15 protein-coding genes are annotated in these 12,274 nt (G+C 55.2%); 9 read left to right on the forward strand and 6 right to left on the reverse strand.

The genetic code is table 11. The features are described 5' to 3' along the window. Nucleotides 1-88: 88 nt before the first annotated feature. The 3 genes from OGV67_RS12265 to mdtH all read right to left on the reverse strand — a co-directional run bounded on the left by OGV67_RS12265 (nt 89) and on the right by mdtH (nt 2,691). Complete coding sequence (locus OGV67_RS12265) at nt 89-649, reverse strand: lipoprotein (RefSeq protein ID WP_024130445.1); 561 nt, start codon at nt 647-649, stop codon at nt 89-91. 122 nt (nt 650-771) lie between these two features. Beyond that, nucleotides 772-1,419 carry a glutaredoxin 2 gene (gene grxB, locus OGV67_RS12270; RefSeq protein ID WP_024130444.1) on the reverse strand — a complete coding sequence of 216 codons (648 nt, stop codon included), beginning with the start codon at nt 1,417-1,419 and terminating at the stop codon, nt 772-774. Between the two features lie 63 nt (nt 1,420-1,482). Continuing rightward, on the reverse strand, nt 1,483-2,691 hold the full coding sequence (gene mdtH / locus OGV67_RS12275) for a multidrug efflux MFS transporter MdtH (RefSeq protein WP_012132860.1): 1,209 nt from the start codon (nt 2,689-2,691) through the stop codon (nt 1,483-1,485). Between the two features lie 360 nt (nt 2,692-3,051). Here mdtH and rimJ point away from each other — a divergent pair, with 360 nt between their 5' ends. The 4 genes from rimJ to murJ all read left to right on the forward strand — a co-directional run bounded on the left by rimJ (nt 3,052) and on the right by murJ (nt 6,995). After that, on the forward strand, nt 3,052-3,636 hold the full coding sequence (gene rimJ, locus OGV67_RS12280; protein ID WP_024130443.1) for a ribosomal protein S5-alanine N-acetyltransferase: 585 nt from the start codon (nt 3,052-3,054) through the stop codon (nt 3,634-3,636). Between the two features lie 10 nt (nt 3,637-3,646). Further along, on the forward strand, nt 3,647-4,294 hold the full coding sequence (locus OGV67_RS12285) for a YceH family protein (RefSeq protein WP_047457550.1): 648 nt from the start codon (nt 3,647-3,649) through the stop codon (nt 4,292-4,294). Between the two features lies 1 nt (nt 4,295). Further along, complete coding sequence (locus OGV67_RS12290) at nt 4,296-5,219, forward strand: Gfo/Idh/MocA family protein (protein WP_047457547.1); 924 nt, start codon at nt 4,296-4,298, stop codon at nt 5,217-5,219. A gap of 240 nt (nt 5,220-5,459) precedes the next feature. Continuing rightward, nucleotides 5,460-6,995 carry a murein biosynthesis integral membrane protein MurJ gene (murJ, locus tag OGV67_RS12295; protein ID WP_049011711.1) on the forward strand — a complete coding sequence of 512 codons (1,536 nt, stop codon included), beginning with the start codon at nt 5,460-5,462 and terminating at the stop codon, nt 6,993-6,995. A gap of 102 nt (nt 6,996-7,097) precedes the next feature. Here murJ and flgN read toward each other — a convergent pair whose 3' ends face one another. The 3 genes from flgN to flgA form a co-directional block, all read right to left on the reverse strand. Beyond that, nucleotides 7,098-7,520 (reverse strand): flagella biosynthesis chaperone FlgN, encoded by a 423-nt coding sequence (gene flgN / locus OGV67_RS12300; protein ID WP_012132851.1) that lies wholly within the window; start codon nt 7,518-7,520, stop codon nt 7,098-7,100. 4 nt (nt 7,521-7,524) lie between these two features. Continuing rightward, entirely contained in the window at nt 7,525-7,818 is a 294-nt protein-coding gene (gene flgM / locus OGV67_RS12305) for a flagellar biosynthesis anti-sigma factor FlgM (RefSeq protein ID WP_115614866.1), read from the reverse strand. Between the two features lie 92 nt (nt 7,819-7,910). Beyond that, nucleotides 7,911-8,570: a flagellar basal body P-ring formation chaperone FlgA gene (flgA, locus tag OGV67_RS12310; RefSeq protein WP_049010759.1), complete on the reverse strand. Its 660-nt coding sequence runs from the start codon at nt 8,568-8,570 to the stop codon at nt 7,911-7,913. A gap of 157 nt (nt 8,571-8,727) precedes the next feature. On the opposite strand from flgA, the gene flgB reads away from it, so the two are divergent. From flgB to flgF, 5 genes are read left to right on the forward strand one after another with little or no spacing between them, the layout of a single operon-like run. Then, complete coding sequence (gene flgB, locus OGV67_RS12315; protein WP_115614865.1) at nt 8,728-9,144, forward strand: flagellar basal body rod protein FlgB; 417 nt, start codon at nt 8,728-8,730, stop codon at nt 9,142-9,144. Between the two features lie 3 nt (nt 9,145-9,147). After that, nucleotides 9,148-9,552: a flagellar basal body rod protein FlgC gene (gene flgC, locus OGV67_RS12320; protein WP_012132847.1), complete on the forward strand. Its 405-nt coding sequence runs from the start codon at nt 9,148-9,150 to the stop codon at nt 9,550-9,552. A gap of 11 nt (nt 9,553-9,563) precedes the next feature. Next, nucleotides 9,564-10,262: a flagellar hook assembly protein FlgD gene (gene flgD / locus OGV67_RS12325; protein ID WP_012132846.1), complete on the forward strand. Its 699-nt coding sequence runs from the start codon at nt 9,564-9,566 to the stop codon at nt 10,260-10,262. A gap of 26 nt (nt 10,263-10,288) precedes the next feature. Further along, nucleotides 10,289-11,494, forward strand: coding sequence for a flagellar hook protein FlgE (flgE, locus tag OGV67_RS12330; RefSeq protein ID WP_012132845.1), 1,206 nt, complete (start codon nt 10,289-10,291; stop codon nt 11,492-11,494). A 20-nt stretch (nt 11,495-11,514) separates the two neighbouring features. Further along, nucleotides 11,515-12,270, forward strand: coding sequence for a flagellar basal-body rod protein FlgF (flgF, locus tag OGV67_RS12335; protein ID WP_115614864.1), 756 nt, complete (start codon nt 11,515-11,517; stop codon nt 12,268-12,270). Nucleotides 12,271-12,274 lie beyond the last annotated feature (4 nt).

Genomic DNA, 12,274 nt, shown 5'->3' on the forward strand with positions numbered 1-12,274 from the left:
GGGGATAGTCATTTTTGCCGGAAACCAAGGATAAGCGGAAACGTTTTCGTTTGCACGAAAAAAAAGGGCGCAAATGCGCCCTGGTGCGTTAGTCGGTGAACGGGATGATGATTTCGCCCGGTTTAACCTCTATGCCTTTGGCATATTTTTTCGCCAGCGCTTCGCCTTTGCTGCTGTCTTCACGCAAAACGTAGGCCGGTTGCTGATTAAAATAATTACGCAACGACTGATTCAGGTAAGGCATCAGCGTTTGCAGCACCGATTGCATTTTTTCCGGCGTTACGGTTGCATCCACCACTTCCATTTCTTGCAGATAAATCGCGCCTTTTTCTTTGTTAAAGACCGGTAGCGCTTTCAGCTTCAGTTTCATGGTGGCTTTCTGGCTGCCAAACAGGGAGCTCATATCCAGGTTCGCATCACCGGTTAGCGTGACTTTGTTGGGCTCTTCCCGGCCAATCTGGCTGCTGAGATTCGTCAGTACAATATGCGCATCCGCGATGCCCGGTAAGCCAATGTCTTTGGAAAAATTATTCCGTTTTTCAAGCGCCTGATTAATTTCTTGCTCGCTTACCGTGTACTGCGTGAGTTGGTTGCAGCCAACCAACAGGCCGCTAACCAACAATGCAGCGGCAAAGACAATCTTTTTCATGGGGTTCCTCAACATGATGCCCGTGTCGTAATCCTGACACAAAGCAGCATGTGGCACCAGCACGCCGCGCACCAGCAGAAAAAACTGAAAGGGTGGCGGCATGGCGCCTCCACCCACAAACATTAGAGGGCCATAGACGATAACAGGTTGATTTGCGTCTGTTTTGCCATGTTATCACGGTAATCAGCGACCCGGGTTGGCCAGTTTATGCCTGCGACCAGCGTCAGGTTACGTAATAACGGGAACAGATGAATATCGTCTTCAGACAGTTCACCGTTCACGGCATTAGGCTGCACAATCAATTTATCCAGCGCGCGCAGATCGTCGCTGATGTTTTTGATGAGCCCACTGGAATGCGCCAGATTTTCGCCAAAGTCGCCAATCATGGCCTCTTTTTTCTCGGTGAAGTATTTCCGCGCCGACGGCGTGGAAAACTCATCAAATGCCGATTTTGCGAAACGCGGAAGGAGCAGGCGATTGGCGTAACCGTTAACTTTGCGTAACCACTCATCAATCGCGGGGTTCTGTTTTCCGATCAGCAAGGGTTTGCCGTCAAGGTTGTCCACATAATGGACGATATCCATACTTTCGGGCAGATAACGGCTGTCGTCCTTTTGCAGAATGGGCGCCATTTTTTTGCCGATCATGCGGGTGGGCGTTGCGTCGTCGTCGTTTGCCAGGACGTTTAGCTCAACGGGAATATTTTTCAGGCCGAAAATCATGCGGGCTTTGATGCAGAAAGGGCAGTGATCGTAAATATAAAGCTTCACGTTTCTCCTCCATTTAACTGTCGGTTCTCTTTCAGTATGGAGGAGATGAAAGCAGGTATCAAATCAGGCGCCTGGCTCCAGCATGCCGCGTGGCGTCCGTTTGTGGCTGAATTGCCAGCCGAGCGCAAGAAAGGTCATGATTCCGATTACCCCAAGCATCATCCAGGGCAGTTCAGGCTGTTGCAGCGCTTTCCCCATATCGAACAACCATCCTCCGCCGATATACCCTATCGCGCCGCCAATGGCTAAACCCAGTCGACTGAAGCCCATATAGCTGCCGCGCGCCCGCGCATCGGCCAGCGAGGCGCTGAGCGTTTCACGCGCCGGTTCTGCAATGACCGAACCGATATAGAACGTGCAAATGAGCGTGAAGAGCTGCTGTAAATTACCGACCAGCCCGACAGGCAACATACTGAGCGACATCAGCAGCAGTCCGGCCATCAGGCGGTGCTCGAGGCGAAAACGTTTCTCGCTCCAGCGGGCGATCGGGTAGAGCAGCGTCAGTGAGAGGCAGGCTTCGATCGCATACATCCACTTGACGGCGGACGGTGATCCCGCGATGTCATTGACCATGATGGGCAGCATCAGCATCACCTGTACGGCCAGCATGTAGTATCCCGCCAGGGTCAGTACGTAAGTCACGAACCGTTTGTCCGCCATGACGCGCCCCATGCCCTCGCGTACCGGGATTTTCACCGTTGACAGTTTCCACGCCGGAAGCAGCCAGGCGTTAAACGCGGCGCACAAAACGAACAGTACCGCCCCCGTCGCGCATACCAGACGAAAATCGTACTGCAACAACCAGCTACCCAATAGCGCGCCAGTCACGGCGCCCGCGCTGTCCTGCATCATCAACAGCGAAAAGAAACGACCGCGTTGTTCAGGGCGAATCAGCTTGACGACCAGCGCAGAGCGCGGCGGATCGAAAAGGGTGCCGCCAAGCCCGGAAAGAAAGCAGGAAAACCAGAGCAGCCAGGGCTCATGGGCGATCCCCATCGTCGCGAATCCGGCTGCGCGCATAAGCATCCCGGTAACAATCATTGGCTTCGCGCCAAAACGGTCGGCAATCGCGCCGCCAAATATGCCCAGCCCTTGCTGGATGAACTGGCGCAGTCCGAGCGCAATGCCGACCATCAATGCCGCCCAGCCCATCTGGTCGACAAAGCGAATGGAGATCAGTGGAAACACCACGAAAAAGCCTAATACGACCAGCATATTATCGATGAGCAGGAAATATTTACCCAGGTTCCTGGCCTGCGAGACACGCGACATTTCCCCTCCCGGGAAAGACACTCGTCATCCTTCACGTCGCAGGCGCGTCGGCGGCGTTAGCGCTCCCCGGCCACGTATTTCTGTGCGCTTTCAGGGAGTGATTCGCTTGCCGTCGTCCTGCAACTCGAATTCTGTTGAGTTTAAAAGGTGAGCACCTTCTATTCTGCGGTGTCGGCGCGTTTTTTCCCACCTTTGCCGGGACAATATTTTTTTATCAAAAGTCCATCTTGATAGAGAGTTTTCATCAAAATGTGTGAATAAGCCAAAAAATGACGATTTGCACTTTTCACAGAGCGTACAGGCGCAGGTATAGTAACGTTATCAGGGTGTGAAGACGTTACGGGAAGGAGTAGGTATAGAATGTTTGGCTATCGCAGTAACGTGCCAAAAGTACGCTTAACAACCGACCGTCTGGTTGTGCGTTTAGTACATGAGCGTGATGCCTGGCGTCTGGCCGATTATTACGCGGAAAATCGTCATTTTTTAAAACCCTGGGAACCCGTTCGTGATGAAAGCCACTGCTATCCTTCGGGCTGGCAGGCGCGTCTGAGCATGATCGCCGAGTTTCACAAACAGGGTTCAGCGTTCTATTTCGCGCTGCTCGACCCGGAAGAGAAAGAGATCATCGGCGTGGCCAATTTTTCTAACGTGGTGCGTGGCTCATTCCACGCCTGTTATCTGGGATACTCCATCGCACAAAAGTGGCAGGGGCAGGGGCTGATGTATGAGGCCTTAACCTCGGCGATTCGCTATATGCAGCGCACGCAACATATTCACCGTATTATGGCGAACTATATGCCGCATAATAAGCGCAGCGGCGACTTGCTGGCGCGACTCGGCTTTGAAAAAGAAGGGTATGCGAAAGATTACCTGTTGATTGACGGGCAGTGGCGCGATCATGTGCTGACGGCGTTGACGACGACTGAATGGACCCCCGGTCGCTAAGGAGAGGACGATGAAATACGAACTAACCGCCACTGAAGCGCGAGTGATTGGCTGCCTGCTGGAAAAACAGGTGACAACGCCGGAGCAGTACCCGCTCTCGGTTAACGGCGTGGTTACCGCCTGCAATCAAAAAACCAACCGTGAACCGGTAATGAACTTATCGGAACATGAGGTGCAGGAACAGCTTGATAACCTGGTGAAACGCCATTTTCTGCGGACGGTGAGCGGTTTCGGCAATCGCGTCACCAAATATGAACAGCGCTTCTGCAACTCCGAGTTTGGCAATCTTAAACTGAGTCCGGCGGAGGTGGCGCTGATTGCCACGCTGCTGCTGCGCGGCGCCCAGACGCCAGGTGAACTGCGCAGCCGTGCATCCCGCATGTATGAATTCAGCGATATGGCGGAAGTGGAAACGACGCTGGAACAGCTTGCCGCCCGTGACGACGGCCCTTACGTAGTGCGCCTGGCGCGCGAACCGGGTAAGCGTGAAAGCCGGTATATGCACCTGTTTTGCGGCGAAGTTGATGAACCGGTGAGTTCAGATGACGCGCCGCAGACGGCGTCGGGCGATCTGCATGCGCGCGTTGAGGCGCTGGAAGGCGAAGTCGCGGAACTGAAACAGCGCCTTGATTCGCTCCTGGCGCACCTGGGAGACTAACGTGAAAAAATTACGTATCGGTGTTGTTGGGTTAGGGGGGATCGCCCAAAAAGCCTGGTTGCCCGTACTGGGCGCATCCGGCGACTGGACGCTACAGGGGGCCTGGTCTCCTTCGCGGGATAAGGCGCTGCGCATTTGTGAAAGCTGGCGGATGCCGTACGTTGAGTCGTTGCCAGCGCTGGCGTCAACCTGCGACGCCATTTTCGTCCACTCCAGCACGGCGACGCATTATGAGGTGGTGAGCGAACTGCTCAATGCCGGGGTTCATGTCTGCGTCGATAAACCGCTGGCGGAAAACCTGCGCGATGCGGAACGGCTGGTGGCGTTGGCCGCGCGTAAAAATTTGACGCTAATGGTCGGGTTTAACCGACGCTTCGCTCCGCTCTACCGTGATCTGAAAGCGCAACTGGGCGCCGCCGCTTCTGTCCGTATGGATAAACACCGGACGGACAGCGTCGGGCCGCATGATTTGCGTTTCACGCTGCTGGATGACTACCTGCACGTTGTGGACACCGCGCTGTGGCTGACGGACGGCAAGGCGCAACTGAACGGCGGCACGTTGCAGACCAACGATCTTGGCGAGATGCTGTATGCCGAACACCATTTTTCGACGGATCAGTTGCAAATCACCACCAGTATGCACCGTCGCGCCGGGAGTCAGCGTGAATGTGTGCAGGCGGTGACGGACGGTGGCCTGTTTGACGTGACGGACATGCGCGAATGGCGCGAGGAACGCGGTCAGGGCGTGGTGCATAAACCCATTCCGGGCTGGCAGACAACCCAGGAACAACGTGGATTTGCCGGATGCGCCCGTCATTTTATTGAATGCGTGCAAAATCAGACGGTTCCTGAAACGGCGGGCGAACAGGCGATTCTGGCGCAGCGCGTCGTAGAGAAACTCTGGCGCGAGGCAATGAGCGAATAACGCCCTGTAACATCTGGCTGTAGTAATTCATCATAATCCAGGTACTATATGCCAACTCAAAATAACACCTCTTTCTGACAGAGAATGATGGCAAACCGTGGATCGTTCTGTCGGCCTGATAAGACGTTTGTACGTGGTTATCAGGCGCAGCGATATTGCCGGATGGCGGCGTAAACGCCTTTATCCGGCCTGCGGTCGGCCATGCAAGGGTTTTGCTCCAGGGTCTGGAATACAACACTGATGAATTTATTAAAATCGCTGGCTGCCGTCAGCTCGATGACCATGTTTTCGCGCGTGCTTGGTTTTGCGCGTGACGCGATTGTCGCCAGAATTTTTGGCGCAGGGATGGCGACCGACGCCTTTTTCGTGGCATTCAAGTTACCGAATCTGTTGCGGCGTATTTTTGCCGAAGGGGCATTTTCCCAGGCGTTTGTGCCGATCCTTGCAGAATACAAGAGCAAGCAGGGCGAAGAGGCGACCCGGGTTTTTGTCGCCTATGTCTCCGGCCTGCTGACCCTGGCGTTAGCCGTGGTGACGGTGGCCGGTATGCTCGCCGCGCCGTGGGTGATCATGGTAACCGCGCCGGGTTTTGCTGATACCGCTGATAAATTCGCCCTGACCACCAAACTGCTGCAAATCACCTTTCCGTATATTCTGCTGATTTCGCTGGCCTCGCTGGTGGGCGCGATCCTCAACACCTGGAACCGTTTCTCGATTCCTGCGTTTGCGCCCACATTTCTGAACATCAGTATGATCGGCTTTGCGCTGTTTGCCGCGCCGTATTTTAATCCTCCCGTACTGGCGCTGGCCTGGGCGGTGACGGTGGGCGGCGTGCTGCAACTGGTTTACCAGCTTCCTCATCTGAAGAAAATTGGGATGCTGGTATTGCCGCGCATCAATTTTCGTGACGCAGGCGCGATGCGCGTTGTGAAGCAAATGGGCCCGGCGATCCTCGGCGTTTCGGTAAGCCAGATATCTCTGATCATCAACACCATTTTCGCCTCGTTTCTGGCTTCCGGTTCGGTCTCCTGGATGTATTATGCTGACCGACTGATGGAGTTCCCGTCAGGGGTTCTGGGCGTGGCGCTGGGCACCATTTTGCTGCCTTCACTGTCTAAAAGTTTTGCCAGCGGCAATCATGATGAGTATTGCCGTCTGATGGACTGGGGGCTGCGTCTGTGTTTTCTGCTGGCGTTGCCGAGCGCCGTCGCGCTGGGCATTCTGGCCAAACCGCTGACGGTATCGCTGTTCCAGTACGGCAAGTTCACTGCCTTTGATGCGTCGATGACCCAGCGCGCGCTGGTGGCCTATTCCGTTGGTCTGATTGGTTTAATCGTGGTGAAAGTTTTGGCTCCGGGATTTTACTCGCGCCAGGATATCAAAACGCCGGTCAGAATCGCCATTGTGACGCTGATCATGACTCAGTTGATGAACCTGGCGTTTATCGGGCCGTTGAAGCATGCCGGTCTGTCGCTGTCTATTGGTCTGGCGGCGTGTCTGAATGCGTCGCTGCTGTACTGGCAACTGCGCAAACAGAAAATCTTTACTCCGCAGCCGGGCTGGACGTGGTTCCTGACCCGCCTGGTGATTTCCGTGCTGGTGATGTCCGCCGCGCTGGTTGGCATGTTGCATATTATGCCTGAGTGGTCAGAAGGGACAATGCTGTGGCGTCTGGCCCGACTGATGGCGGTTGTGGTTGTGGGGATTGCCGCCTATTTCGCCGCGCTGGCGGTGTTGGGCTTTAAAGTGAAGGAATTTACTCGCCGGACGGCATAGAGCCTCTATCCGGCAAATCGCCCGGTGGCGCTGCCGCTTACCGGGCATACGAGTTGTTCTGTGATCGTGTAGGCCGGATAAGGCGTAGCCGCCATCCGGCAATCAGATAGAGATTTTTTTCCCGCCACGGTGGGGAGAGGCGGTTTGACCGTTCGCGCCATACAGCGTCGGTTCCTGATGCGGTTTCAGCATGTCGAGCGCCTGATGATTCCGTTCAATCTGCCCTTCCAGCAGCCAACCATTATGTTGGTTGAGATCGCGTAAATGCTGCGTTTTTTCCGTAATCGCCTGCCAGCGTCTGGCGACATCATCATTAACGTTACGCTGCGCATCTTGTTCAAGACGGCGCTGCTGCTCCAGATAATCCAGCGTCGCCAGTAAAGAGCTTTTTTCTTCTGTAATACGCTGTAACTGGCTACCGTTAATGTGACCTACGGAGAGCTGCTGCTGCTCGGCATCCATCACCTTTTTCAGGTCATTGAGGACAGCCGTCATATGATCCAGAATTTCTGACAGACGAGTCATACGCTTATTTACTCTGTAAGTAGCTCTGCGCCTCGCGGATCAGCGAGTCTGCAATTTTACCGGTGTCCATCTTCAACTCACCATTACGAATCGCCGTTTTCAGGGCTTCCACGCGCTCCATATTGATGTCGCTGGTGCCGGGTTGCATCAGTTTCGCCTGAGCATCGCTTAACTTCACACTGGTACTGGTCGTGGTTGACGCTTTTTCCTGACGCGCTTTTTGTACCGGCGCATCGCTGGTTTCGCGCGGTTGGACAGTGCTAACGGGCTTCAAAGGTGAGGTACGGTCAATGCTCATTTATTTATCCTCATCGAGGGGTTACGCTGTAGCAGCCAGCTATCATCATTGGTTGATTATTTATCGGCAGCCACTACAAAATCTTTAACTCATTATAGATTAATAAGAATATTCCCATCAGGATCGACGGTTCCACTCACGACCTGGCCTGACAACATGCGTACGCGCGCGTTTTGCGCGACGGCGGCATTGTTCAATGCCTGGCCTTCCGCATTGACGCTAAATCCGTCGCCGCTCGCCACCACCAGAACGCGCTGACCAGCTTTTATCCGCCATGCCTGGCGCAACATACTGAGCTGTATTGGCTGCCCGGGAACGAGGTCGCGCAAGCTGACGGCGTCCTGAATCTGGTTGATGTCCAGGACGGTTCGCGGGGGAAGCTGATCCAGCCGTCCGCGTTTTAGCGTGATGTTAGCCGGGCCAAGCGCACCGCCACGGGCGACGGGGGCCGCGGCAACAACGTAATTCCCCGTTGCCTGTACATTTACCTGTAGGTAGCGCTTTTCGTTCGCGCAGCGCGCCAGTACGTTCACATGCCCCCATAACTTCGCACTTCCGGTTACGCTCAGCGCGGGCTGTTCGCAATTCGGCAACAGATTGGGCGACGTGCGGATCGTGACGACGACGTCATCGCTGAACCCTGCCAGACGCTGAGAAAACCAGTCCGTTAACTGGGCATTCAGATCCTGAGCCATCGTCAGGGGGCTGAACAGCAGCGCCAGCAGCGCTATTCCACGTTTTAACGTTTGCATCGTCACTTCCCGCCAGTTTAAGCAATGACAGGATTCTACCTGCGTACCACAAGCATCAACGCAACAAATAGCGACGCATTTTGCGTTTATTCCGGCGATAACGCGCGCGTGATGGGATTTAAGCTGTCGGCTGAATTTTGTCATTTGCGGAGGAGATATGCTCGATAAGCTCGATGCCGCCTTACGTTTTCAACAGGAAGCGCTGAATCTGCGCGCTCAACGCCAGGAGGTGTTGGCCGCCAATATCGCTAACGCCGACACCCCTGGGTATCAGGCGCGTGATATGGATTTCGCCAGCGAACTCAAAAAAGTCATGGTGCGTGGCCGGGAAGAAGCCGGCGGGATCGCGTTGAAGCTCACCTCTGCACAACACATTCCGGCCCAGACCGTTGCGTCTCCTTCGGTGGATCTGCTCTACCGTATTCCTGACCAGCCGTCCCTTGATGGCAATACCGTCGATATGGACCGCGAGCGTACGCAGTTTGCGGATAACAGTCTGAAATACCAGACGGGCCTCACCGTGTTGGGTGGACAAATCAAAGGCATGATGAATGTGCTACAGGGAGGAAACTAATTCGTGGCGCTGTTAAACATTTTTGATATTGCCGGGTCGGCGCTCACCGCGCAGTCCAAACGTCTTAACGTGGCGGCCAGTAACCTGGCAAACGCCGATAGCGTCACCGGGCCGGACGGTCAACCGTACCGCGCTAAACAGGTGGTCTTTCAGGTAGACGCGGCGCCAGGGGCGGCAACCGGTGGGGTAAAAGTGGCGGACGTTATTGAAAGTCAGGCGCCGGACAAACTGGTGTATGAGCCTGGCAACCCGCTGGCGGACGCCAACGGGTACGTAAAAATGCCTAATGTGGACGTGGTCGGTGAAATGGTCAACACCATGTCAGCCTCGCGCAGCTATCAGGCAAACGTCGAAGTTCTTAATACCGTAAAAAGCATGATGCTTAAAACGCTGACATTAGGCCAGTAAAGGAGGCGCGTATGTCTATTGCCGTAAATATGAATGACTCGACCAACTCGGGAGTCGCATCCACCAGCAGTGGCAGTTCGCTGACGGGAAGCAGCGCGAGTGATTTGCAAAGCAGCTTCCTGACATTGCTGGTCGCGCAGTTGAAGAATCAGGACCCGACCAACCCACTGCAAAACAACGAGCTGACCACGCAACTGGCGCAGATCAGCACCGTTAGCGGAATTGAAAAACTGAACACCACGTTGGGCGCGATTTCTGGGCAGATCGACAACAGCCAGTCGCTACAGGCCAGCACCCTGATTGGTCATGGCGTCATGATCCCCGGCACCACCATTCTGGCCGGTACGGGTACCGAAGAGGGCGCGACCATCACCACGACGCCGTTTGGCGTGGAGTTGCAGCAGGCAGCGGATAAAGTCACCGCCACCATTACCGACAAAGACGGCAAGGTGGTGCGCACGATCAATATCGGCGAGCTGAAGGCTGGCGTTCATACCTTTACCTGGGACGGTACGTTGGAGGATGGCACAAGCGCGCCAAACGGTTCCTATAACGTCGCGATCGCCGCCAGCAACGGCAGTACGCAGCTTGTGGCGCAACCGCTTCAGTTTGCGCTGGTTCAGGGGGTTATCCGCAACAGTAGCGGTAATACCCTGGATTTAGGGACCTACGGAACCACCACACTCGACGAAGTACGGCAGATCATTTAAGCCTTTACACTTATCAGGAGTAAGTCATGGCCTTTTCTCAAGCGGTCAGCGGTCTGAACGCAGCAGCGACCAACCTCGATGTTATTGGTAATAACATCGCCAACTCCGCCACCTACGGGTTTAAATCCGGTACGGCGTCTTTTGCTGATATGTTCGCGGGCTCCAAAGTGGGCCTGGGCGTTAAAGTCGCCGGGATTACCCAGGACTTTACCGACGGCACTACCACCAACACCGGGCGTGGCCTGGATGTCGCGATTAGCCAGAACGGTTTCTTCCGTCTGGTAGACAGCAACGGCTCCGTTTTCTACAGCCGTAACGGCCAGTTCAAACTGGATGAGAACCGCAATCTGGTTAACATGCAGGGGCTGCAACTGACCGGCTATCCGGCAACCGGAACGCCGCCGACGATCCAGCAGGGTGCCAACCCAGGCCCGATCACCATCCCGAACACCCTGATGGCCGCGAAGGCGACTACCACGGCGTCTATGCAGATCAACCTTAACTCCAGCGATGAACTGCCGTCGAAAACGCCGTTTGATCCGAGCGATGCGGATTCCTATAACAAAAAGGGTACCGTTACCGTTTTTGACAGTCAGGGTAACGCCCATGATGTGAATGTGTTCTTTGTTAAGACGCAGGACAACACCTGGGAAGTTCACACCATGGACAGCAGCGATCCAACTGCGACGCCGACGTTGTCTACCACGATGGAATTCAATGAAAACGGGATGCTGGTTTCTGGCGGTTCCGCCAATATCGTCACTGGCGCAATTAATGGTGCGGACCCAGCCTCTTTCTCCCTGAGCTTCCTGAATTCCATGCAGCAGAACACCGGTGCGAACAATATCGTCGCGACCAACCAGAACGGCTATAAGCCGGGCGATCTGGTGAGCTATCAGATCAATGATGACGGCACCGTAGTGGGTAACTATTCCAACGAACAAACGCAGGTTCTGGGGCAGATCGTGCTGGCTAACTTCGCCAACAATGAAGGTCTGGCTTCTCAGGGCGATAACGTCTGGGCGGCGACGCAGGCTTCAGGCGTTGCGCTGCTTGGTACGGCGGGTACGGGTAACTTCGGTAAGTTGACCAACGGCGCGCTGGAATCCTCAAACGTGGATTTGAGTAAAGAGCTGGTGAATATGATCGTCGCGCAGCGTAACTATCAGTCAAACGCGCAGACCATCAAAACCCAGGATCAGATCCTCAACACCCTGGTTAACCTGCGCTAAGCGCCTGACGGGATGGCTTAATGGATCACGCAATATATACCGCCATGGGCGCGGCCAGTCAGACGCTTAATCAACAAGCGGTGACGGCCAGCAACCTGGCGAACGCCTCCACGCCGGGTTTTCGTGCGCAACTCAATGCGTTGCGCGCAGTGCCGGTGGAAGGTCTCTCTTTACCGACGCGTACGCTGGTGGCTGCGTCCACGCCGGGAGCCGATATGACGCCCGGGCAGATGGATTACACCTCGCGCCCGCTGGATGTGGCGCTGCAACAGGATGGCTGGCTGGCTGTTCAGACCGCTGATGGTAACGAGGGATACACCCGTAACGGCAGCATTCAGGTGGACCCGACCGGGCAACTGACAATTCAGGGGCATCCGGTTATCGGTGAAGCCGGGCCGATTGCCGTTCCTGAAGGTTCAGAAATCACTATCGCGGCAGATGGGACTATCTCTGCGCTTAACCCTGGCGATCCGGCCAATACCGTCGCACCGGTAGGACGTCTGAAGCTGGTGAAAGCGCTTGGCAGCGAAGTGCAACGCGGCGATGACGGTATGTTCCGTTTAAGCGCGGCGACACAGGCTGCGCGTGGCCCGGTGTTGCAGGCTGACCCGTCCATTCGCGTGATGTCTGGCGTACTGGAGGGCAGTAACGTGAATGCGGTGTCCGCCATGAGCGATATGATCGCTAACGCCCGCCGTTTTGAAATGCAGATGAAGGTTATCAGCAGCGTGGATGACAATGCCGGGCGCGCTAACCAACTGCTGTCGATGAGTTAATACA

Source organism: Citrobacter sp. CK188 (assembly GCF_030333525.1).
GTDB lineage: Bacteria > Pseudomonadota > Gammaproteobacteria > Enterobacterales > Enterobacteriaceae > Citrobacter_B > Citrobacter_B koseri.

Excerpts from the sequence above, each read along its gene's own strand:
- OGV67_RS12265 (WP_024130445.1), bottom strand. The coding sequence starts at position 649 with ATGAAAAAGATTGTCTTTGCCGCTGCATTGTTGGTTAGCGGCCTGTTG.
- mdtH (WP_012132860.1), bottom strand. The coding sequence starts at position 2,691 with ATGTCGCGTGTCTCGCAGGCCAGGAACCTGGGTAAATATTTCCTGCTC.
- rimJ (WP_024130443.1), top strand. The coding sequence starts at position 3,052 with ATGTTTGGCTATCGCAGTAACGTGCCAAAAGTACGCTTAACAACCGAC.
- OGV67_RS12285 (WP_047457550.1), top strand. The coding sequence starts at position 3,647 with ATGAAATACGAACTAACCGCCACTGAAGCGCGAGTGATTGGCTGCCTG.
- murJ (WP_049011711.1), top strand. The coding sequence starts at position 5,460 with ATGAATTTATTAAAATCGCTGGCTGCCGTCAGCTCGATGACCATGTTT.
- flgN (WP_012132851.1), bottom strand. The coding sequence starts at position 7,520 with ATGACTCGTCTGTCAGAAATTCTGGATCATATGACGGCTGTCCTCAAT.
- flgM (WP_115614866.1), bottom strand. The coding sequence starts at position 7,818 with ATGAGCATTGACCGTACCTCACCTTTGAAGCCCGTTAGCACTGTCCAA.
- flgA (WP_049010759.1), bottom strand. The coding sequence starts at position 8,570 with ATGCAAACGTTAAAACGTGGAATAGCGCTGCTGGCGCTGCTGTTCAGC.
- flgB (WP_115614865.1), top strand. The coding sequence starts at position 8,728 with ATGCTCGATAAGCTCGATGCCGCCTTACGTTTTCAACAGGAAGCGCTG.
- flgD (WP_012132846.1), top strand. The coding sequence starts at position 9,564 with ATGTCTATTGCCGTAAATATGAATGACTCGACCAACTCGGGAGTCGCA.
- flgE (WP_012132845.1), top strand. The coding sequence starts at position 10,289 with ATGGCCTTTTCTCAAGCGGTCAGCGGTCTGAACGCAGCAGCGACCAAC.
- flgF (WP_115614864.1), top strand. The coding sequence starts at position 11,515 with ATGGATCACGCAATATATACCGCCATGGGCGCGGCCAGTCAGACGCTT.